This is a genomic window from Ulvibacterium sp., from assembly GCF_028285715.1.
Lineage (GTDB): Bacteria > Bacteroidota > Bacteroidia > Flavobacteriales > Flavobacteriaceae > Ulvibacterium.
Window position 1 is genome coordinate 141,709 of record NZ_JANQOO010000016.1, and the last position, 23,492, is coordinate 165,200.

Here is a 23,492-nt window from a genome sequence, read left to right on the forward strand (position 1 = left end):
CTTATGAAGAACCTTATATTTATACCCGTTTTAGTGCTGTCATTCCTTGGGGGAAGTGCTCAGGAAAAAGTTATCTTGGATACGGATCCTTCTTTTGATCCGGACGATGTAGGTTGTATTGCCATGCTTCAGACCATGGCCACCCAAGGGGAATGCGATATCTTGGCCATCATCAATTCCACCGATCAAAAAGAATCCGCCTTATGTATTAGTTCCATCAACTATTTCTATAATAGGAAGGCCATTCCCGTAGGCGACTATAAGGGGTATTCCAAAAAAATACATGCCACTGAAAATACCTATGACTATCATATTGCCAAGGACTATCCCCGGGAACTACAGAACTGGGAGGATTCTCTTGATGGGGTAAAACTGTATCGTGAGATTTTGGAGAGTGCCAAGGACACCAGTATTACGGTAGTCATTATCGGGACCATGCATAATTTTTATGGTCTACTGCAATCCGGTCCGGACGAGTTTAGTGACAAGACCGGGGTGGAACTGGTAAGGGACAAAGTAAAGCTCGTAGCCACCATGGGTGGAAACTTCTTAAATAACAAAGGCTTGGACAGAACCAATTGGGGCGGGGCGGATGCACTCTGTTCCTATACGGACTGGTCCTGCTTGAGACCTGAACGAAATCGAATGTGCCGTTACGTTATCGAGAATTGCCCTGCCCCTTTTATAGCCTCAGGTTGGGAAAATGGCAACGGGGACTACCACAATGCCAATAATGGCAATGTCATTACCGGACAGGGACTGAAGAAGCTACCGGAAAATCAAATTGTCCGCAAAAGTTATGAGCGTCATTTTGAATATCGTGGTGGTGCGGACGACATTTCGCGCCATAGCAATGATCAATGTGCCCTGCACTATGCTATCCGTGGGGAGGCCAATAACTATAGGGCATACACCAATGGCAAGATTACCCTATCCAAAAATGGAGAATGCCTCTGGGACCCTAACATCGATAGAAAACAGGGGCATATCCAGAAAAATAGGGAAGATGACGCGATAGCGGCCGAAATTGAGGCATTGATGATGGGTGCTGTTCCCGATTTGGATACCTCTCCCCCGACCACTCCAAAAAATGTACGATTAGTTTCAAGGGATGGGGAACATAGCATCCATTGGGAAGCTTCCACCGATTCCACAAAAGGTAGCTGGGTTGTGGGGTACAATGTTTATCAAAAAGGTGAATTTATCCATCAGGTATATGGGACCAAATTCAATATTGGAAATTCACTTGGAGAAGACTCCTATACCATTAAGGCCATTAATGCGAGCGGTACTGAAAGTGCCCCTGCAATCTTTTCAATGAAACGCTGATGTCCAATTCTATGAACAGGCTAGCTTTTCTTACGCTTTTCTTCCTAAGTTCACCAATTTTAATCGGGCAGGAGACCATTCGAATCCTTAATTTTCAAGCCGATAGCGGATACCAGCACGATTCAAAGGAGGAAGCCTTGCTATTGGTGGAATCGCTTGGCAAGAAAAATGGATGGGAAGTCTTTTCTACAGCTGATGCCAATACCTTGAACGAATCCCGACTTTTAAAGACGGATGTTGTAATCTTCAATAACAATTGTGGTACGGAAAGTGCCATTTTCTCTAAATCACAGGGACAGGCGCTTCAGAATTTTATTAGAAATGGCGGAGGCTTTGTGGGGATTCATTGCGCAGGTGCCATTTGGCATGAAGAGAAAGAATTCCAAGCTTGGTATGAACAACTTATAGGGACGCGCTTGGTAGGTCACCCCGAGGTACAAAATGCAACCCTGGTCATTGAAAATTCCGATCAGAACAGCACATATCACCTTCCTAGGAAATGGCGGATAAAGGACGAGTGGCATTATTTTTCATCCAACCCCCGTGGTAGGGTCAATGTACTTTTATCACTGGATGAGAATTCGTACCAGGCCGATTCCAGTTTAAAAATGGGTGATCATCCCTTTACATGGTACCAATATTTTGACGGGGGTCGGTCTTTTTTCACCTCTTTGGGCCATACTGTCGAGGTTTATCAAAATGTCGATTATCAAAGACTTATTGAAGGAGGTATCCAATGGGCGGCCCACAATGCAAAGGATAAAACGAAACCTGCATTGGACGGCCTAATTCTAGATTTGGATGCGGACCATAATGTGGTTACCAATGAAAAGGAAGAAGTATTGAAATGGACCAATGGTGTTGCACTTAGCGAAGCCCAAGATTTTACTCCCAATGATTATGGTGTGCGAATTACCGATCCGGGATCCGGAAGGCCTAAGCTTAAAAAGAACATCCAAGAAATAGCGGGACACAATGCCATAGTATTTGAAGAGGACGAGCTGGTAAATGGAAAAGAGGATACCTTTGATTACTTGGTAACGGGAAGCGGTTATACTTGGTTTACGGTACTAAAACCCTATAGGACGCAAAGTAGTACGGAACCGACGGAATTTGGATTGCATCGTTTAAAGGATGTGAATTCATTTTTAGGGAACTTGAGAAATGGGGGCAATTATGAAGGAATATGGGGTAGCCTTAACGACGACCTTACAGTGTGGTGTGGTTCGCGCAATGGCGTCACTTTTGGGCGATTTGACCAGAACAATCCAAAAATCACCGGAATACAACTGGAACCGAATACATATTATATCATCGCCGCAAGAATGGGATCGGGCACGGGCCATGTAGAAATAGAGCTCTTTGTAAATGAAATAAAACCTGTGGCCTCTGGAGAATATCCGGTAAATATCCATTCCAACCCCTCTAAATTGGCCATTGGGACGGAAAGGGATGCCACCAACCATCCCGGGTCGGAGTCTTTTGATGGTGAAATTGCCCGTTTGTTGCTATACGAGAGACCTCTGGATGATTCCGAAATGGCCCATATACTGGAATACTTAAAATCCAGATATGGCCTAACGAATTAGTGTTTCCTTTATAATCCTCCTTTTATGGTGGATTTGCCATTTCAACTTTAAGACCCTGTTTTGTTATGTAGTGCTGTCAAAAAAAGCATCCCACCGAGTGGTGGGATGCTTTACACCTACATATCAATTTTACTAATTCAAATCAAATCGGTCCAAGTTCATTACTTTGTTCCAAGCCGCAACAAAGTCCCTTACAAATTTCTTTTGGGCATCGTGGCAACCATATACTTCGGCAATGGCCCTAAGTTCCGTGTTGGATCCAAAAATAAGATCTACCCTGGAAGCGGTCCATTTTAAATCGCCTGTTTTGCGGTCGCGTCCCTCGAATATTTCCTCATCCTCGGAAACCGCTTTCCATTCGGTGTTCAGGTCTAGTAGATTTACAAAAAAGTCATTCGTGAGCGTTTCCGGTTTATGGGTAAATACGCCATTGTGCGATTTATCAAAATTGGTATCCAATACACGCATTCCACCTACCAAAACGGTCATTTCCGGAGCGGTCAAGGTCATCAATTGCGCCTTGTCCACCAACAATTCCTCCGTAGCTACGGAAAACTTGGTTCTTGCATAGTTTCGGAATCCGTCCGCTTGAGGCTCAAGCACTTCAAAGGATTCTGCATCGGTCTGCTCTGCACTGGCATCGGTACGTCCTGGTGTAAAAGGTACTGATATAGCTTCACCGGCATTCTCTGCGGCCTTTTCCACAGCAGCACTCCCACCTAAAACAATTAAATCCGCCAGCGAAACTTTTTTGCCTCCAGTTTGGGTTGCATTGAATGTGGCTTGAACACCTTCCAAGACCTCCAACACCTTGGCCAATTGGGCAGGATTGTTCACTTTCCAGTCTTTTTGTGGTGCCAAGCGCACGCGGGCACCGTTGGCCCCTCCACGGAAATCGGAACCACGAAAAGTTGAGGCCGAGGCCCAAGCTGTAGCCACCAATTGTGAAATGGATAGCCCGGAATCCAAAATCTTGGCTTTAAGGTCGGCGATATCATTTGCATTGATCAATTCATGATCTACGGCAGGTATGGGATCTTGCCATATCAACTCTTCCTGGGGCACCTCTGGCCCCAGATAACGGGAAACCGGTCCCATATCCCTATGGGTCAACTTAAACCAGGCCTTTGCATAGGCATCCGCAAATTCATCCGGGTTCTCGTAGAAATGCCGTGAAATCTTTTCGTAGTCCGGATCCATGCGCAAGGCCAGATCCGTGGTCAACATAAAAGGGTCGTTTCGTTTTTCCGGGTCGTGGGCATCAGGTACCGTACCGGCACCGGCTCCATCCTTAGGTTTCCATTGGTGTGCCCCTGCCGGACTTTGGGTCAGTTCCCATTCGTAACCAAACAGGTTTTCGAAGAATTTATGGCTCCATTTTGTGGGCGTATCCGTCCAAGCCCCTTCCAGACCACTGGTAATGGTATCGGCACCTTTACCGCTCCCAAAGTTGTTCTTCCAGCCCATACTCTGCATTTCAATGGAAGCTCCGGCAGGTTCCGCTTCTACAAATTCGGCATCGCTGGCGGCACCGTGTGTTTTGCCAAAGGTATGGCCTCCCGCAATCAAGGCTACGGTCTCATAGTCGTTCATGGCCATGCGACCAAAAGTTTCGCGAATGTCATGTGCTGCGGCAACAGGATCCGGATTGGCATTCGGGCCTTCGGGATTTACATAGATCAATCCCATATGGGCCGCTCCCAAAGGATTTTCCAATTCACCTTTATCCGAATACCGGGCTTTGTTCCCCAACCATTCGGCCTCCGAACCCCAGTAAATATCCTCTTCGGGCTGCCAGATATCCTCACGGCCTCCGGCAAAACCATACATGGGCAAGCCCATGGATTCGTGAGCCACATTACCCGTTAGAATCAACAGGTCTGCCCAGGAGATTTTCTTGCCATATTTCTGTTTTATGGGCCAAAGCAATAGACGGGCCTTGTCCAGATTGGCATTGTCCGGCCAACTATTCAAAGGGGCAAAACGCTGGGCCCCGGTTCCTCCACCACCGCGGCCATCGGCAATGCGATAGGTTCCAGCGGCATGCCATGCCATGCGAATAAAGAACGGTCCATAATGTCCGTAATCTGCCGGCCACCAGTCCTGGCTATTGGTCATTAAATCCGTGAGGTCTTTTTTTACCGCTGCCAAATCCAACGATTTGAATTCCTCGGCATAGTCAAAATCCTCATCCATGGGATCGGCCAAATTGGAATGTTGGCGTAGAATGTTCAGATTTAAGGAGTTGGGCCACCAATCGCGGTTGGTAGTACCCCCACCAGCAGCTTGGTTTAACTCCCCATTTAAAAATGGGCATTTGCTTATGTCGCCCTGACCGTTGTGTGTAGAATCCATCTCTAATTTTATTTTTAAGTGGTTATGTTCCTATTTCTTTCTAAAAGTAGGATTCTTATCCTTACAATTCGGAGTGCCGTTATTTTTTTGCGTTATGTGGATATTAAGATTTGTTATGGCTTGGTACAAAGCACATAGAATACGGTTTGGTTTTTGATTATCTTAGTTCCACATAGAAAAGATGTATAAATCATGATCTATACACAATTGTTGCCCACAATATTGAAATGAATATCCACAAACTAATAGACCAAATAGAATCAGTTAAAAAGTTCTTCTATAGAGCTGATGAAAATGCGTTAATTGAAATATCCGAAGAAAAATATAAAACTGAAATATTTGGGAAATTAACTGAAGAACAAAAAAAGAAAGCTTACGAGAAGGCTTGGGAGGCAAAGAATTTCGAAATTGAAAACTATTGGAAAAGAGCAAATTATTTTTGGGCATTTCAAGTGGCTTCATTTGCTGGTTACTTTAGTGTTATTGGTTCTGATTTTTATTTGGAGAATAAAGAGGTTTTGTATTACGTAATATGTATTGGATTTGTAACATCCTTGGCTTGGGCATTCATAAATATTGGAAGTAAAACTTGGCAAAGACATTGGGAAATTCACGTTGATTTATTAGAAGAAGAAATAACTGGACCTCTTTATAAAATAGTTACTACAGATAAAACTTTTTCTGTTACAAAAATCAATGAAATAATAAGTAGATTCTTTGTAGCAATTTGGCTAGTAATCGGATTTAAGTTCTTGGTCAACGAAACGACATTAGAATATTCGGAATTTGAAAATATTTATTTCTCGATAATATTTAGTACGATAGCTGTTATTTATTTTTCCATTGCAATGTACCACGGATATGGTAGAGGAAGATTTGAGGAAAGAAAAGTACGTTTATTTGAAAGACAATACAAAGTTGGAGAAACGGAAACAGAATAAAATACTGTGGGCAACATTGTATAACCGCAATTACGGCGGATTCGACTACGTCCGAATCCACTCGGAATTGCTAAGGCTTGTGATAAACCAAAAAATAATAACTTAAAACCCGTAACTGACGGTTATACGAGACCGTTACCTAACCTATTTTCAAAAAGAGGGAAAATAAAATTATAAATACTCACAATTGTATCTCTAAATACTGTCTTTGTCAAGAAAAACAAATACTTAACTGCCAATTGAAATGATGGACGTAAACAAGGTGAAGACAATAAAATTAACAATGTTAGATGGTGTTGAACTTAAATCCGCTACTTTTATTGGTAAACACTTCCCTTTTCATTTTCATCAATGTTGGAGTCTCGCTTATCTCGAATACGGAAGCGAAAACATTGCATTTGGCGATACAAATTTTTTGGTTAGTAAAAATGCTTTCCAACTAATTCCCCCTTATTCAATTCATAAAAACTGGAGCAATAAAAACAGTGCTTGGACTTATAAGGCGCTTTATATAAGCAATGACGTCATCAAAAATGTTTCAAAGAAAATAAATGTTGATTATTTCCATCTAGCAAGCTTTCCTTATTTTATATCATATGGGAACAGTGAGTTTGACATAAACGAAGCATCAATTTTTAAAATCCTTGAAAATCTTTTTTTGAATACTTTGAATGATGTTAAACGATCTTATTTTCAAAAAAATGTCGATGAACCTTTTGATGATATTCTAAACTATTTGTCCCTAAATTATAGCCAATCGATCACTTTAGAGATGCTACAGCAAAAGTTTAAAGTGAATAAATTTAAACTACAAAAAAGCTTTAAAAAGAGCATTGGTTTAACACCTTTGGAATATCTAACCACTATTAGAATAGAAAACTCAAAAAAACTTTTTTATACGGATGCGCCTTTGGTAGAAATTGCCCTTGAATCAGGGTTTTATGACCAAAGTCATTTTACGCATAGTTTCAAAAAATACGTTGGGGTAACTCCTGGAGACTATAAAAAGAATAGCAAGATTTTACAAGACTGGTAACCCCCCGGGAATTACATTTGTTTTCTAATTAAACCAATGAGAAACTAACTCATTTATAAGAAAGAAAACATGAAAACCAGTGAATTAATAATTCTGATTATCATATCGCTTAACACTGTCTCTGCCCAAGAAAGTATTGTAAACGATACTACACAAATAGCAGAAAGTTCCCATTTGGAATTGCCTCGGATACGGGTTATCCCGATAAAGGATGCCAAAAATGACAGGCAATATGAACTTTATATCAAGTTGCCAGAGGGATATTCGGAAAACGGTGATATCAAATATCCCGTGCTTTATTTTACCGATGCCATGTGGCACATTGAAATATTATCCGGTTCCACTGAGTACATAATGAAAGATGCTATTTTGGTTGGAATTTCCTGGCGGAAGGATATAGAGGAAGATGTAAAGCAAAAATATGGGGTTCATGCCAGTCGATTTGAAGATTACTCGTTCTGGAAAACAACCCACCCGGATCACCCAAAATTGCAGTTTGGCCAAGCCGATAATCACTTGGATTTTATTCGCAATAATGTTTTTAATTACATAGAAAAGAACTATCGTACGAACCCCAATAATCGTTCTTATTTTGGCTATTCCCTAAGCGGATTATTTGGCGCTTATATAATAATGAAGCAGCCTGATACTTTCAAAAACTATATTCTTGGCAGCCCATCAGTTCAAATACTTCATAAGGGAGAGCATAACGTGGAGTTTAAAAGTAAAAGGCTCAATGTCAACGTCTTTATTTCAAACGGCACTTTGGAGGAGGAGGAGCTGCACGAGCCAATAAGTGAATTTGTTAATTCGTTGAAAGCTAGAAACGATAATGGTTTATCCATAGAGCATGTAGTTATTGAGGGTAGTCACGAAACAGCGTTTCCGATGACGGGTGTACATAGTGTTACGTGGTTATCGGGTTTGATAACCGAATAACCAATCTAAAACCTAAAGTAAAATGGGATAATAAGTATGCATACGCTTGCTAACAAAAACTAATAACGGCTTTGGTGCTTCATCAAAGCCATTCAATTTGTTAGTAAAGAACTTGGTGAATAAGGAAAAAGCCCCCCTCGATCTCTTATAAAAAAGGCCGGGTTATAGCAGAGCTATGGTTATAATCAACAAAAACAGTTTTGTAAAGAGAATACTATATCTTTAATAACCACTCCCGCATATCTACCTCTTTGGCAATAATGGATTTTACCTCGGCCAACTTAATACGTTGCTGTTCCATAGTATCCCGGTGGCGTAGGGTTACCGTATCATCTTCCAAGGTCTGATGATCCACGGTAATACAAAACGGGGTGCCCGCGGCATCCTGCCGTCGGTACCTTCTGCCTACGGCATCCTTTTCGTCATAGGCCACATTGAAATCCCATTTTAAATCGGAAATGATCTTACGGGCAATTTCCGGAAGACCATCTTTTTTGACCAAGGGCAATACAGCGGCCTTGGTTGGGGCCAATACCGCGGGTAGCCGCAATACCGTCCGGAAGGTACCATTCTCCAACTCCTCTTCCTGTAGCGAATGACTAAAAACGGAGAGGAACATCCGATCCAAACCTATGGAGGTCTCTATTACATAAGGGACATAACTTTCTCGGGTATCCGTGTCAAAATATTGCAATTTTTTACCGGAATATTTTTCATGACTTCCCAAATCGAAATCGGTTCGGGAATGGATTCCCTCCAATTCCTTGAACCCGATTGGGAAACGGAATTCGATATCAGCGGCAGCATCTGCGTAATGTGCCAGCTTTTCATGGTCGTGAAAGCGATAGTTTTCTTCGCCCATTCCTAGGGACAAATGCCACTTTAGGCGATTTTCCTTCCACTTGTCATACCATTCCTTTTGGGTACCCGGTTTAATAAAAAACTGCATTTCCATCTGCTCGAACTCACGCATTCGGAAAATGAACTGCCGCGCCACGATTTCGTTACGGAAAGCTTTTCCGGTTTGTGCGATACCAAAGGGAATCTTCATCCGCCCTGTTTTCTGCACGTTCAAAAAGTTGACGAAAATTCCTTGGGCCGTTTCCGGGCGGAGATACAAATCGGTGGCCGTATCGGCGGAAGCGCCCAATTTGGTACCGAACATAAGGTTAAATTGTTTTACCTCCGTCCAATTTCTTGATCCGGACATGGGGCAGGCGATTTCCAATTCCTCAATGAGCTTTTTCACATCCGCCAGGTCCTCCTTTTCCAAGGACTTCCCTAAACGTTTTAATATGGTGGTTGCCTGTTCCTGATAATCGACCACCCGCGTGTTGGTGGCCAAAAATTGTTCCTTATCAAATTTATCCCCAAAACGTTTGGCGGCCTTTGCCACCTCCTTTTCGATTTTGGCCTCGATCTTGGCTACATGTTCCTCCACCAAAACATCGGCCCGATATCTTTTTTTTGAATCCTTGTTGTCTATTAACGGATCGTTGAAAGCATCCACGTGGCCCGAGGCTTTCCAAGTGGTAGGGTGCATAAAAATGGCCGCATCCAGACCAACGATATTTTCATTGAGCTGCACCATGGCCTTCCACCAGTACTCCCGTATATTTTTTTTGAGTTCCACGCCATTCTGGGCGTAATCATAAACGGCACTTAGACCGTCATATATCTCGCTGGATTGGAATACATAGCCGTATTCCTTAGCATGCGAGATTACCCGTCTTAAATCGTCATCTTGTTTTGCCATTCGGCAAAAATAGAATATTACCCTAAAAAAGTGCTAATTATTTCAATTGAAATTCGGAAGAGGCCAGGAGACGTTCGTCCTCGAAAACATTAAGGGTATATGTGCCCCCTTCCAAGGACCCCTCGGGAAGGGTTATGAAGTCGCAAATATTTTTCTGTTCCCCTGTAAAGACGACCTCCACACGCTTGCTGTAAATGTTTCCATTTACGGAAATGGTATTGGCATTATCCTCTATGACCCCCATGTTGGGGCCTAAAAACTGGAAGTAAATTACCTTTTCGGTGTTTATGATATTGGGATCGGCCATGATGGTAACACAGCCCCTTAGTTTTTCTATGGTCGATGCCTTATTGGTCCGTATGGGTTTTCCGCTTCTTAATCGAAAGCCTATTCCTTCCGAGCCTCTCAATGTCAAATACCGCTTGCTCTTCAGTTCCTTATTCAGTTCCTGGATCTTCCTGCGCTGCAGAGCTTCCGCTTCTGCCAAGGAATTGCTTTTGGTCCTTAGTTCCTCTATTTGCTTTCGTGTTTCCTCATACTTATCGGATAGCAACATATTGTTGTATCTCAGGAAGTTGTTTTTAAGCTTAAGACTATCGTTCTTGGCCTCCAGTCTACGAAGTTCGGTTTTGTATTCCCGTAATCTATCCACGGTAAAATTAAGCCTTCCAACCGAGTCCAATAACTGCTGTACACGATATCTGGAATCCTGCAATTCAATTTCGTTGACCTCGTTGAGCGCGGAAAGTCGATCAACATCTGCCTTCATTAAGGTAAGGTCCTTAACCAAAAGCTCCTTTTCCTGCTCTAAAAAGTCGATTTGGCTTTGGGATTGGGCATAGCTGTAATAGAAGGCAATAAGAATACCTATAATCACCGCCGCCAAAGCAGTAAGGATTATTTTATAGTTGAATTTATTATCTTGACCATCCATCAGAGCAAGTAAGCTTTAGTAGGTTAAAGTATATAAGATTTGTTCCGCTCCAAGCTATCAAATATAATAAATGATATAAACACCCTCCTATTGCCCAAGGTCTGTTTTGGATGTAATGCACATTTATCGGGCGGAGAGCAATATCTGTGTACAGTTTGTCGGAACCAAATACCGCTCACCGAATACACCTTTAACGCCGAAAATGCCGTTGACCGTATCTTTTATGGTAGAATTAACATAAAAAAGGCCAGTTCTTTTTTGTTTTATTCGGAAATAGGCATCGTAAAAAACCTGATCCATCATCTAAAATATCGAAACCAGGAGCAAATAGGGGCTTTCTTAGGTGATTGGTATGGCCAAGTCCTAAAAGAAACCTTTGATACAAACATTCATGCCGTTGTCCCGGTTCCGCTTCATAAACAAAAATTGCGACAACGTGGGTATAACCAAGTGACCCTATTTGCAGGAAAAATTGCCTATCACCTCGAAGCGGAATATGTGGATCATATACTCGTTAAAACGGCCAATACCAAGACACAGACCAAAAAAGGCAGAATAGCCAGATGGCAAGGAAACAAGGCCCTTTACACCCTTACCGATGCATCCGTATTGGAAAACAAAAATGTGCTTTTGGTAGATGACGTTATTACCACTGGGGCTACCATGGAACTCTGTGCAAGGGCCCTCATGGAGGCCAAGGGCATTAACATATATCTAACCAGTATCGCCGTTGTACCCTAATAAAATAAATTGTTTCTTTGTTGCGCTATACTATCCCCAATGTTACGACGCATATTGGCTTGTATTTTTTTGTTCTTTGCCATTGCCGCTTTTTTGCAATGTGCAAGAAGGGGCAATCCGACCGGCGGCCCTAAGGATATAGACCCTCCGGTTTTGTTACGGGCGGAACCTGAGAATATGACCATCAACTTTGATGCCCAGGAGATAAAGTTATATTTTGACGAGTATGTGAAGTTGGAGGATATTCAAGAGCAACTCATTGTCTCCCCTCCTTTGAAATATCTCCCTGAAATATCCCCACAAGGAGGAGCTGACAGGGTCGTGGAAATAAAGTTCAAGGATACCCTAAAGGAGAATACCACCTACACCCTGAATTTTGGACAAAGTATTACGGACAATAATGAGGGAAATCCGAATAGCTTTTTAACCTATGTGTTTTCCACAGGCGACTATATCGATTCATTGACTGTATTGGGTGTTGTTAAAGATGCCTTTAATAGAAAAGCTGATGAGTTCATAAGCGTAATGCTGTATGAACTGGACACCGCCTATACGGATTCCACAATCTATCAAAGGCCTCCAAACTATATCACAAACACATTGGATAGTGCCGTAATCTTTACTTTAAAAAATTTAAAGGAGGGCCAATATGCCTTATTTGGTCTAAAAGACGAAGGAAAGAACAATCTTTTTGATCAAAATTTGGATAAAATCGCCTTCATCCAGGATACGGTTACCCTACCTACGGATTCCACATACTTGCTCACCTTATTCAAGGAAATCCCTAATTATAGCAGCTCGGTACCAAGCTTTGCGGCAAGGAACAAAATAATTTTTGGATACTATGGTGATGGGAAAGACGTTCATATAGATCTTCTGAGCGACTTGCCGGATACCGTTAGAACCAAGATCTTAAAGGAACAGGACAAGGACACCCTCAATTTTTGGTTCACACCATTTGAAATGGATTCCCTTATCTTCACCGTAACCAATGAAACTCTTAAGGTTATTGATACATTTACCGTGAAAAGCAGGAAGGTAGGAATAGATTCCTTGACCCTAAATCCCAACCAACGCGGGGCCCTGTCATTCAACGAGCCATTTTACATAAATGCTACCACACCTCTGGTCGCTTTGGACACCTTACAAATGGGTATGCTAAAAAAAGATTCTGTCCCCGTTTTGTATACCGTGGCACTGGACAGTGTTGAGAACAGGATAAATTTTGACTTTGAAATAGAGCCCAATGAAAACTATGCCCTAAGGATGCTGCCTGGCGCAATTACCGATTTTTTTGGGCAAACTAACGATACTTTGAGCTATAACCTTTCTACCAAAAGTCTGGCCGATTTTGGAAATCTCAGGTTTAGCGTTACCACAGATAGTTTGGCGTATCCCCTCATCGTTCAGTTAACGGATGAAAAGGGCAAGACAAAACGGGAAATCTATGCCCCAAAACCCCAAATTTTCGAATTTAATGCCCTAGAGCCTTCCAAATACCTGGTCCGTATCATTTTTGATGGAAATGGCAATCAAAAATGGGATACGGGGAATTATCTTGAAAGAATACAACCCGAAAGGGTAACCTATTACCCCGATGTCATCGAAGTAAGGGCCAACTGGGAGTTGGAACAGACATTTATCATTCCAGAATAAAATGGTCCCTATCGTCCAGAAATTTTAACTTGTTCCGCGTGGTCTCAATGTGTTCCTTACGCAAAGTTGTATGAAGGACAGTCTCCTTATCCGAAAATACAAGTTGATTTCCCAAACAGTCATATACGGCGGAATGGCCTACATATGCATGGCCTGTGTCGTCCTGTCCTATCCTGTTTACCCCGATACAATACGCCATATTTTCTATGGCACGTGCCCTTAACAGGGTATCCCAAGCTGTAATTCGAGGCTTGGGCCAATTGGCCACGTAGAGGAGCGCATCATAATTCTCCGTATTTCGGCTCCATACCGGGAACCGAAGGTCATAGCAAATCAAGGGATAGAACCGGAATCCCTTGTACTCCACCAAAACTTTCTTTTCTCCGGCATTATAGACCTTATCCTCACCGGCAAGGGTAAAGGTGTGCCTTTTATCATACGTATGGAAACCACCATCGGGTTCAACAAAATGTAAACGATTAAAATACCTTCCATCTTCCTGGAATACCATACTACCAACCAGGGCCGCGTTTTTCTTGGCCGCTTGCCTTTGCATCCATTTTACCGTTTTTATTCCTTCTTCTTCCTTAATGTTCTTAGGTTGCATGGTAAATGCCGTAGTAAACATCTCGGGAAGAATGATAAGGTCTACCTCATTTGAAATAGCGTCCAATTTTTTGGAGAACATCTCCCTGTTCCGTTCAGGGTTTTCCCAGAACAGTGGGGATTGCACCAAGGTTATTGTCAATTCCTTTGCCATTGCAATCAATCAAAATATGCTTTAGAGTCATCCTCCATTACCAGCTTGTACAGCTGTTTCAATTGGCTTTTGAGAATTCTATCCTCAGATAACTCGGGAAGCCGGTCTATGGGAAAAAATCCAACGTCCTTAATATCAAAACTAGGTTTTAGCTCCCCGCCATATATCTTACAGAGAAAATTTAATTTGTAAATATAAAAAGGTTGGGGAGGATGGGGATGGCACTTTTTATCATAAATGGCCAATAATCGAACTGCATTGGTTTTGAACCCTGTTTCTTCTTCGATTTCCTTTACGACGACTTCCGAGGGTGAATAGCCCACATCGGCCCAGCCCCCGGGAATGGTCCATTTATCATCCTCACTTTCCTTGACCATGAGCACTTCCTTTGCATCATTTAACACAAAACCTCGAACGTCCACTTTTGGTGTGGGATAATCTGTTACCGGCATGTAAAAATCCTGCAATACGGAAAGCGGATGATCGGCCATAGTCGCCAACAGTCTTAGGCTTATATCCCTTAGTTCCTCGAACCGTTCCCGGTCGTACTCGTTCTGGCAATAGACCAGACCTGTATCGGACAATGCTTGTATGCGTTTAACGAGGTTTAGCTGATCGGAATCCTTCATTGAGGCGTATTTTCCAATAAATCCACCAATGCAGGTGCCTTTTGCATCTTAGCGTGATCCAAGGCCGTATGGCCTCTGTTATCCTTTATAGCGGTATTTGCTCCTTGGGCCAAGAGCATCTCGGTAATTTCTTTTTGATGAAAAGTCGCGGCATAAATAAGAGCCGTGGCCCCCATAGCATTTTGATGATTCACATCTGCCCCTCTTTCCAACAATTTCTGGGCTACAGCGATAAATCCCTTAAAACATACGCCCATTAAGGCTGTATTTCCAGAAGCATCCACTGCATTTATTTTTGCCCCTTTATCCAATAATAACTCGGTAATACCATCTTGACCGTAGTATGTGGCCAAAATCAGGGGGGTGGATCCCCGCTGGTCTTTACTATTGACCACATCCGGATTCGAAGCGATCATTTTTGTTATGGCTTCCAAATTACCATCTCGTATTTCCTTAAAAAAAATTTCCTCCTTTTCCATGGGTACTAAATGTATAAAAAACTATCAGATCTATAAAGAGATCTGAGGTTGGAAATTTTGCAAAACAGTATTCCAATCTATGTATCAAGGTAAAACGATTTCATAGTCTAAACCCTAGTTCCAGTGTTCATATTCCGATAAAACAACTATTTACAATTCTGACAATTTTTATGTAATTTCTTACGTTATTCAAATAAATTGTATTTTTAACCAACTAAACATCGTTAATTTGGAAACATTACCCATAAACTTCCTTATTAAAGATTCCCCTGCCTCCGTAGCCATTGTAGACTTCAATATGCGTTTCATAAGCCACTCCAAAACATGGTTGGAAGAATTCGCCAATGGCCACTCCTCAATCATAGGAAGATCGTATTATGATGTAATCCCGGATATTCCGGAGGAACTAAAAAGCATACACAAGGAGTGCCTAGAGGGAAGGCCTGATGCAAATACGGGCTTTAAACTAATACATCCCAATGGGTCTGTACAATGGCTGAAATGGAAAATAAACGCCTGGAGGGAAGAAGATGAAAGCATAGGAGGACTCATTATAGTTCAGGAGGATATTACCGAAGAAAAAAGAAGCCAAGAATTACTGATGAAGGCCAAGAGTGTGGCGCGCATTGGAGGTTGGGAGGTAGATTTGATATCCAATAGGGTGTACTGGACCCAGGTTACACGGGAAATCCATGAAGTTAGCGAGGATTATGTTCCCAACCTGGAGGAGGGAATCAATTTTTACAAGCAAGGAAAATCACGCGATACGATAACCTTTTTGGTCAGTAGGGCCATGAAGGATGGTACGCCTTGGGATACTGAACTACAAATCGTCACCACAAAAGGTAAAGAGCTTTGGGTAAGGGCCAAAGGGGAGGCGGAAATCATTAATGGCAAATGTATCCGCATTTATGGGACGTTCCAAGATATTGACGAAAGGAAAAGAGCCATTCTGGAATACCAAAAAGTATCGGATAGATTGGCCATTGCCACCGGTGCGGCCAAAATTGGTATTTGGGACTATAATGTTGTGGACAACATACTGGTTTGGGACGATAATATGTATGACTTGTATGGCGTTGCCAAAAAGGATTTTATCGGTGCCTTTGAAGCCTGGGAGGCTTGTGTACATCCGGATGATAAGGACAAAAGTCTAAAGGAATTGGACATGGCCTTGGCGGGCGTAAAAGAATTTAATACTGAATTTCGTGTGGTGCTCTCCGATGGCGAGATTAAGCACATCAAAGCGAAATCTACCGTGAAAAGGGACGAAGAGGGCAATCCGCTGCGTATGATTGGTGCCAATTGGGACATTACAAAATTAAAGAACACCCAATTGGAACTACTTCGTAGTCAAGAATCTTTTGAAGGTGCCTTTGAAAATTCCGCGGTAGGTATGGCCATTGTAGGACTTGACGGAAAATGGATACAGGTAAACAAAAGCTTATGCAAAAGCCTCGGTTATCGAAAATCCGAACTTTTGAAACTTACTTTTCAGGATATTACCCACCCGGACGACTTGGATATTGATTTAAAACTGCTGCGCAAACTCATTGATGGCAAACGAAAAAGTTATCAAATAGAAAAACGCTATTTTCATAAAAAAGGCGGTATCGTTTCCGCTGTACTCACGGTGACCGCCGTAAAGAACATTAAAGGTGAGTTATCCCATTTTATCTCCCAAGTTGTGGATATTTCCTCTCGGATCGAAGTACAGGACAAATTGACAAAACTTTTGGACGTAACCAGTGAACAGAATGATAGTTTACTGAATTTTGCCCATATCGTATCCCATAATCTAAGGTCTCATTCGAGTAATCTTTCCATGTTAACCGGTTTCCTAAATAAGGAAGAAAACGAGGAAGAACAAAGAAATTTGATGGGCATGTTATTGGATGCCTCAGAAAGTCTCAATGAAACGGTCCTCCATTTAAATGATGTGGTTCAGGTAAAGGCAGGAGTATTGGAAGAAATGATCCCGGTAAATCTTTTAGGGACTATAAAAGATGTAAAGAAGAACTTGGGCGTGTTGCTCAGGGAAAAAAAGGCGCGTTGTTCCATTCAAGTGCCGACTACTTTGAACATTGTTGGAATACCGGCCTATTTGGATAGTATTTTTCTAAACTTGTTTACCAATAGCATTAAATACAGCTCACCCGAAAGGGAGTTGTGCCTTAAAATTACGGCATCAAAAACAAATGATACGATACAGGTCTCCTTTTCGGACAACGGTCTGGGGATAGATTTGGAGAAACATGGGGACAAGCTTTTTGGCATGTACAAAACTTTTCATAAGCACAAGGATGCCAAAGGCATAGGACTGTTTATCACCAAAAACCAAATAGAGGCCATGAACGGGCGAATAACAGTGGAAAGTAAGGTTGGTATTGGTACCACTTTCAAGATATTTTTTCAAGTAAACTAAAAAAGAACGCTATGATGGAATTAAAAAAAATTCAACGCACCTGTATTATCGATGATGATCCGATTTTCATCTATGGAACCAGAAGGATTATGAAGGAGGTCGATTTTTGTGATAATATTTTGGTGTTCAATAATGGCCAGGATGCCATTGATGGCTTAAAGGAACTGATCGCCAAAGGGGAAGATCTTCCCGAAGTTCTATTTCTGGATTTGAACATGCCTATCATGAATGGCTGGGAGTTTTTGGAGGATTTTGTAAAAATCCCGAACCCGGATGGCAAAAAGGTCATTATTTATATCATTAGCTCGTCCGTAGATCCCAGGGACCTGGAGCGGATACGCAATTACAAGATGGTAAACAATTACATCCTTAAACCGTTATCCCCACAGGATTTGGTAAATGTGCTACAAGACGTAGCGTAATTTTTTCGGGTCTTCTTTTTTAAAGGAAACCGGCATTTTTATATGGTTTCTCCCAAACTGAGTATGCTTTTTATAAGCCAGAGGCTTGTGTCTGTCTTGTTTTTGCCAAAATCGTCCGAAAAGGCACTATCCCACTTGTCCTTAGCGCGGTAAAGCAACTGATATTAATCAGAGAATAACACAGTTAATCCCTTTTTCCAGGGCCAAAGTCTTCCGGGGCGTTTTGGGGTAAATCTATGGTCCCGGCCTCACCGGAATCATTATAAATGGTCCATTCGCTAAAAGTATACATGGGATTTCCATTCATAATATTCAAGTTGCGTACCGCGCGGCCATCCTCAAATTCATGATTGGTCCCGCTACCATCTTCCCCTATAACCCCAAAAATATCGATAACAGCTCCAAAGGGATCTACCAATTCCAAGTTGTCATCGCCATTGGAGTCTGCAGGACTGTTGGTCCTTACCCCTAAATCGGGTTTAAAGCCGTATACTATTTCAAATTCCTCGGCATTTGGGGAAATTACAACCGTGCTCCCGGCCGCAATAGTAAGTTCGGAAAGATCTAAGGATGAACTGACCTCGGTATTGGCATTGGTATATCTTCGTAATGCCCATCCCCTTAAACTTAAGGGTTGGGAATCGGCATTGTACAATTCTACAAAACGTGCACCTGAGTTATTGTCGGGATCTGCCAGTTCCGAAATAAAAATGAGGGTCGAGGTAAACTCATCGATCAGGTTTTCACAACGTTTCCCACTAAAATCGATATCATTCAAATCGCGGATAATCAATTGGAAGTCATCCCGGTCCTTGACCAAAACTCCCGTAACGCTTCCATTTCCCTCTGGAAGAGCTTGAGCCTGGAAATCAGAAAACCCACTGTTCAGCATGATGAGCTGGTTGTCATTACAAGTGGTCAAATTACGTTCCGTTTCCTCACGTTCCGTGGCGAAGGGAAGGCCCAACTCCTCTTCCAAAAATTCTACATTTTCTACAGTAACCAAAGTGTTTGCTACGGCATCACCTATGGCATCTACAGTGACCAAGATAGGTCTTGGTTCAACAATTTCATCACAAGAAACAAAAACATGGTTTCCTACGACTGCGGCCGGCAAACGACCAACGGACACGTTACCAAAGGAAATAAAGGTTCCGCCTAATTTGAATACTTCCCTACTCTTTCCCAAGTACAGGCCTTTTAGTTTGATAAAAATCTTACTTCCCATAGGATAGAATATATGGGAATCCCTAAGGTCAATCTCTATCTGAAATCCATCGGTAGGGTTTAAGGGATCATCCTGAAAATGAAGCACACTGAAAAAGTTACCTGCCTTATCCGATGATATTACGTAGCCTTCGATAACCCAATCTTCCAGGATCTGGATTGTCTCATCTACATACAAGTTCTTTACTTGGGCAAAGGTTGCATTTACTGCTATATCCGAAACGCATGTACTTCTGGGTGGGTCAAAGTTTCGATTTTTGATACATGATGTTGTCCACACAGAGATTACGGCAAGTAACGCTATACTTTTTTTCATCTTCTTTGTTTCTCCCTATCCAAGGAAATGATTTATCGATTCTTAAAAACTAAGGGCTAGGTTTAAAAAATAGGTGCGTCCGTAACCATACCAATACTTAGGTGCAAAAGAGGGCGAGTCACTTAGATTGTCCTGTTGCAGTTGTCCAAAATTACCGTTCCTACTCTGTTCAAACCCCCCGGTCCTAAAAATGGTATCGAATACATTATTTATGCTCACAAAAACACTGATATATTTTCCTTTTTTCAACCAAGATTTCCCTCCTACCAAATTCAACAGATAAAAACTATCCAGAGGTCTTTGTGCCAATAGCTTACTCACATTTTCTTCGGTTGCTTCCGGAAAAGGTTGTCCTGTATCAGGGTCCAATAGGAAACTCCGGGTTCGGGTTATCGTGGAAATACTGGCATAATTTTGGGTAAGATAATTGGCCGTTGCTCCAATCCACCAATATTTTGGATCTCGATATTCCAATCCAACGGCATAGGCCTGTTGTGGCCCTTGGGCTAGTTTATAGTCCTTGATATCTGCAGGACCAAGATTTATATTTCCATCGGGGTTTATTAAATCTTCCTCGGCGCCGGCGGTATCAAAATTAATGGACACCAGAGGATTACTGGCATATCGTTGTTTTCCAATGGAGCATACTGCAGACAGCTTTACGGCTGGGGATACCTGATATTCCAAACCCAATTCTGCACCCATATGCAATAAATCCAATTCTGTAATGACCTCCTGTACAAAATCTGAACCCACGCCGGCATCCACAAAAAAGAAATTGACATCGGTCATATTTTGGAATCGGGTATAAAAACCTGTAAGCCTTCCTGTTAGTTTTGGCAGCCTTATATAGTAATTCAAATCCGTGGAGAATATGGTCTCACTTAAAATGTCCGGTACCGTTTCAGTATTTTCCCTTGGATTAATGAACACGTTCTGTAAAACTGGTGGTCTACTCAAATACCCTCCATGGACAGTAAGCCAATGTCTTGCTGTTATTCTGTAATCAAGTCCTCCTTTGATACTATAATTTGAAAAAATCAGTTTGTCGTTCCTGCCTAACGAGTTTTCCGGAAAACGCTCATTCAAAAACAAACCCTCTCGTTGGTAATCTATGTTGATATGGGTTCCTGCCAAAAAAATACTCCACCTTTTATATTTAAATCTAAGTTGCGCAAACAAATCGAATCGATTCGTATTCATCCTGTAATGATAATTGAATACATCGCCTTCTTTTTTGTTCAAAGGGCCATTTACATCATTCTTGGTATCCGAAAACGGGTCAATATCCGTATGGAAATCAGCTCCCAAAAGATCTTGTATTTCTGCATAGTTATCAGAAATAGAGTTTCTATAAGTAACTCCAAAGTCTAACTTAAATCTATCGTTGATTTCCATACTTCCCATAGAATTGATGGCAAGTTGTTTTTCATCTGTTGTGTCATCGTAGAGCACATATGTGGCCATTTCGGTGGTATTCCCCATATAGAGACCTGGCCAATCTATCTGCGGGTCTTCCAGAAATCCTTCCCGGGCGAGATTGGCATTTACAAAATTGGCCCCAATGGGGCTATTCACATAAAAACTGGGTAAATAGCGATAATAAGTTGGGTCCGGATTGGGCCCATTATAATATCCTAATCTGCTTCTGGCATTGGTTCCGAATTGATAAGAGATGCCTGTATTTAAACGAAATTTATCAGATTCATAATAATGGTTCATTAGGAACAAAGGTTCTGCAATCTTCCTTTCCCGAGAGTTCCGGATTTTCCCGTTTTGTTCGCCCCAATATGGATTATATCGCTTTCCGGCCAATCTAAAGACCTCTTCGGTAATGGCAGAAGAGCGCCCACGACGATTGGAAGCCAAAATTGCCGTAAGATTGATTGTGTTCCTTGTATTGAAGCGATATTCCAAAGCCCCAAAAAGGGAATAGGCATCGTATAAAGTACCCCTAATATATCCTTCTTTGGCCCATCCCCTGGAGGTCGAAATGGCATAGGCCAATCCATTATCCTTTAAACCGGAATTGTAAGTGGCCATTAACCTGCCCGCATAGGTTCTGTTGGAGAACGAGGAGGATAATCGAGTCCCTGGACGCAGCCCAGAAGGTCTTACAGTAATGTTGGTATTGCCCAAGATACCCCCAAAGGTGTATTCGGAAGCGGATAACCCGTTGGTAAACTCTTGATTTCGGGTTACGTCGTTTAAGCCACCCCAGTTGTTCCATTGTGGACGGCCGTCAAAGAATTTGTTCATAGGAATTCCATTGATCAGTACTTGGCCGTTTTGAGAATCATAACCACGTACACGAAAAAACGCCTGTCCAAAGTCGAACGCGGCACGGTTAAGAAACACATCTCGGGTAGCCTGTAAGAACCCAACTGAAACCGAGCTTATCCCATCATCCAGTAATTCGGAATCGGTAAGGGTGATTAGGTTGTCCGTTTGTTCCGTGGTGATATCGCTTTCCAGGTAGATAGAGCCCAAGTCCAGTTCATTATCAACTGGGCTTATGGGAATCCGTTGCATTACAAAATCCACTGCAAAAATGTTCAGAATTACATCTTCCTTTAGGGAAATTTCCAATTTGAACCTACCTAGTTCATCAGTATTGGATTTCAAGCCCATTTCTTCTATATACACCGAGGCGCCCGATACCGGAGTTTTAAAACGATCATCCAACACACTCCCTGTGATGGTATACGTTTCCTGGCCAAAAAGTGCGGTCAGAAAGGGGAACAGATAAAAAAGCAAACAGCACCGATGCATTTTATAGTTTATCTACTATATTTTTGTAAAAAAATATCCTAAATCTTCAAAAATAACGTATATTTTCTTATAAATATAGTTTATTTTCTATTTATTGAGTTTTTATCATGAAGTTTTTAATCCTACTTACTTGCTCGGTATCCGCCCTTTTTGGATTTTCCCAAAAGTCCAAGAGATATACGGTAAGAACTATTGCCTTTTACAATGTGGAAAATCTGTTCGATACCAAAGACGATTCCCTAATTTTCGACGATGATCGTACACCGCAGGGAAAGGATCACTGGACAGCGGAGCGTTATCATAAAAAATTAAAAAATATCTCCAAGGTGATTTCCCAAATCGGAGCTGAGGTCACCCAAACATCCCCGGATCTCATTGGTCTCTGCGAAGTGGAGAACAAACAAGTGCTTCAAGACTTGATCAATCAACCTGCGCTTTTGGAAAAGGGCTATGGTATTATCCACTTTGATTCCCCTGATGAACGTGGCATTGATGTGGCCTTACTCTACAAGAAAGCCGTATTTATCCCAAGTTCATTTGAAAGTCATCGTTTATTGCTATTTACTGCCGAAGACGAACGCAACTATACCCGAGACCAATTAGTGGTAGGAGGGTTGCTGGACCTTGAAAAAATATATGTTATTGTAAATCATTGGCCTTCACGAAGTGGAGGTGAAAGCCGAAGCAAACCCAATCGTATTGCAGCCGCCCAATTGAACAAGCGCATTATGGATTCTCTTATACACTTAAATACCCATGCCAAAATTATTAGTATGGGCGACCTAAACGATGACCCGACGGACGAAAGCCTTAAAAAGGTTCTAAAGACCAATGGGGCAAAAAAAATGTTGGTAAAAGGTGAACTCTTCAATCCCATGGAAAAAATGTATAAAAAGGGTATCGGCTCCCTTGCCTATAGGGATAAATGGAACATGTTCGATCAAATTATCCTTACCCCAAATATGGTAAACACTGAAAAGGGAGCCTATACATTTTGGAAGGCCGGGGTTTTCAGTCCGTCCTACGTTATTACGCAAAAAGGAGCTTATAAGGGGTATCCCTTTAGAACTTATGCAGGCGGTAATTATACAGGTGGGTATAGTGACCACTTCCCGGTATACCTCTATCTAATAAAGGAAGCCTACGATACTACAGAGGAAAAAGAACCTTAGAATTTGTCCTTTTT

General features: G+C 42.0%; 18 protein-coding genes. 10 read left to right on the forward strand and 8 right to left on the reverse strand.

The window, feature by feature from the left end; all coding sequences use genetic code 11:
• Positions 1-3: 3 nt before the first annotated feature.
• Positions 4-1,329, forward strand: a complete 1,326-nt coding sequence (locus tag Q0993_RS06805; RefSeq protein ID WP_299531083.1) for a hypothetical protein — start codon at positions 4-6, stop codon at positions 1,327-1,329.
• An 11-nt stretch (positions 1,330-1,340) separates the two neighbouring features.
• Positions 1,341-2,918, forward strand: coding sequence for a ThuA domain-containing protein (locus tag Q0993_RS06810; protein WP_299531086.1), 1,578 nt, complete (start codon positions 1,341-1,343; stop codon positions 2,916-2,918).
• 132 nt (positions 2,919-3,050) lie between these two features.
• Here Q0993_RS06810 and katG read toward each other — a convergent pair whose 3' ends face one another.
• The gene (katG, locus tag Q0993_RS06815; protein WP_299531089.1) at positions 3,051-5,273 is read right to left on the reverse strand and encodes a catalase/peroxidase HPI; all 2,223 of its coding nucleotides are present in this window, start codon (positions 5,271-5,273) and stop codon (positions 3,051-3,053) included.
• A 227-nt stretch (positions 5,274-5,500) separates the two neighbouring features.
• On the opposite strand from katG, the gene Q0993_RS06820 reads away from it, so the two are divergent.
• The 3 genes from Q0993_RS06820 (at position 5,501) to Q0993_RS06830 (ending at position 8,189) form a co-directional block, all read left to right on the forward strand.
• Positions 5,501-6,214: a hypothetical protein gene (locus Q0993_RS06820; RefSeq protein WP_299531092.1), complete on the forward strand. Its 714-nt coding sequence runs from the start codon at positions 5,501-5,503 to the stop codon at positions 6,212-6,214.
• A 244-nt stretch (positions 6,215-6,458) separates the two neighbouring features.
• On the forward strand, positions 6,459-7,250 hold the full coding sequence (locus Q0993_RS06825; RefSeq protein ID WP_299531095.1) for an AraC family transcriptional regulator: 792 nt from the start codon (positions 6,459-6,461) through the stop codon (positions 7,248-7,250).
• 69 nt (positions 7,251-7,319) lie between these two features.
• A complete protein-coding gene (locus Q0993_RS06830) occupies positions 7,320-8,189 on the forward strand; it encodes an alpha/beta hydrolase-fold protein (RefSeq protein WP_299531098.1) in 870 nt (289 codons plus the stop codon).
• A gap of 214 nt (positions 8,190-8,403) precedes the next feature.
• On the opposite strand, the gene Q0993_RS06835 is transcribed toward Q0993_RS06830, so the two are convergent.
• Positions 8,404-9,945, reverse strand: coding sequence for a glycine--tRNA ligase (locus Q0993_RS06835; RefSeq protein WP_299531099.1), 1,542 nt, complete (start codon positions 9,943-9,945; stop codon positions 8,404-8,406).
• A gap of 37 nt (positions 9,946-9,982) precedes the next feature.
• Positions 9,983-10,879 carry a hypothetical protein gene (locus Q0993_RS06840; protein ID WP_299531101.1) on the reverse strand — a complete coding sequence of 299 codons (897 nt, stop codon included), beginning with the start codon at positions 10,877-10,879 and terminating at the stop codon, positions 9,983-9,985.
• Between the two features lie 90 nt (positions 10,880-10,969).
• Here Q0993_RS06840 and Q0993_RS06845 point away from each other — a divergent pair, with 90 nt between their 5' ends.
• Together Q0993_RS06845 and Q0993_RS06850 are read left to right on the forward strand one after the other, a co-directional pair.
• A complete protein-coding gene (locus tag Q0993_RS06845; protein WP_299531103.1) occupies positions 10,970-11,620 on the forward strand; it encodes a ComF family protein in 651 nt (216 codons plus the stop codon).
• Between the two features lie 39 nt (positions 11,621-11,659).
• Positions 11,660-13,276 (forward strand): Ig-like domain-containing protein, encoded by a 1,617-nt coding sequence (locus Q0993_RS06850; protein WP_299531105.1) that lies wholly within the window; start codon positions 11,660-11,662, stop codon positions 13,274-13,276.
• On the opposite strand, the gene Q0993_RS06855 is transcribed toward Q0993_RS06850, so the two are convergent.
• From Q0993_RS06855 to Q0993_RS06865, 3 genes are read right to left on the reverse strand one after another with little or no spacing between them, the layout of a single operon-like run.
• The gene (locus tag Q0993_RS06855) at positions 13,263-14,036 is read right to left on the reverse strand and encodes an amidohydrolase (protein ID WP_299531107.1); all 774 of its coding nucleotides are present in this window, start codon (positions 14,034-14,036) and stop codon (positions 13,263-13,265) included. The two genes, Q0993_RS06850 and Q0993_RS06855, sit on opposite strands and share 14 nt — an antisense overlap.
• A gap of 5 nt (positions 14,037-14,041) precedes the next feature.
• Positions 14,042-14,665, reverse strand: a complete 624-nt coding sequence (locus tag Q0993_RS06860) for an NUDIX hydrolase N-terminal domain-containing protein (RefSeq protein WP_299531109.1) — start codon at positions 14,663-14,665, stop codon at positions 14,042-14,044.
• On the reverse strand, positions 14,662-15,144 hold the full coding sequence (locus Q0993_RS06865) for an ankyrin repeat domain-containing protein (protein WP_299531111.1): 483 nt from the start codon (positions 15,142-15,144) through the stop codon (positions 14,662-14,664). The genes Q0993_RS06860 and Q0993_RS06865 overlap by 4 nt, the downstream gene beginning before the upstream one ends.
• 229 nt (positions 15,145-15,373) lie before the next feature.
• On the opposite strand from Q0993_RS06865, the gene Q0993_RS06870 reads away from it, so the two are divergent.
• Together Q0993_RS06870 and Q0993_RS06875 are read left to right on the forward strand one after the other, a co-directional pair.
• The gene (locus Q0993_RS06870; protein ID WP_299531113.1) at positions 15,374-17,569 is read left to right on the forward strand and encodes a PAS domain S-box protein; all 2,196 of its coding nucleotides are present in this window, start codon (positions 15,374-15,376) and stop codon (positions 17,567-17,569) included.
• A gap of 11 nt (positions 17,570-17,580) precedes the next feature.
• Positions 17,581-17,991 (forward strand): response regulator, encoded by a 411-nt coding sequence (locus tag Q0993_RS06875; RefSeq protein WP_299531115.1) that lies wholly within the window; start codon positions 17,581-17,583, stop codon positions 17,989-17,991.
• A gap of 184 nt (positions 17,992-18,175) precedes the next feature.
• Here the strand turns inward: Q0993_RS06875 and Q0993_RS06880 are convergent, their stop codons facing one another.
• Positions 18,176-19,534: a DUF5689 domain-containing protein gene (locus Q0993_RS06880; protein WP_299531117.1), complete on the reverse strand. Its 1,359-nt coding sequence runs from the start codon at positions 19,532-19,534 to the stop codon at positions 18,176-18,178.
• Positions 19,535-19,576: 42 nt separating this feature from the next.
• Positions 19,577-22,291, reverse strand: a complete 2,715-nt coding sequence (locus Q0993_RS06885; protein ID WP_299531119.1) for a TonB-dependent receptor — start codon at positions 22,289-22,291, stop codon at positions 19,577-19,579.
• Between the two features lie 122 nt (positions 22,292-22,413).
• Here Q0993_RS06885 and Q0993_RS06890 point away from each other — a divergent pair, with 122 nt between their 5' ends.
• Entirely contained in the window at positions 22,414-23,478 is a 1,065-nt protein-coding gene (locus tag Q0993_RS06890; RefSeq protein WP_299531121.1) for an endonuclease/exonuclease/phosphatase family protein, read from the forward strand.
• The last annotated feature ends 14 nt before the right edge of the window (positions 23,479-23,492 follow it).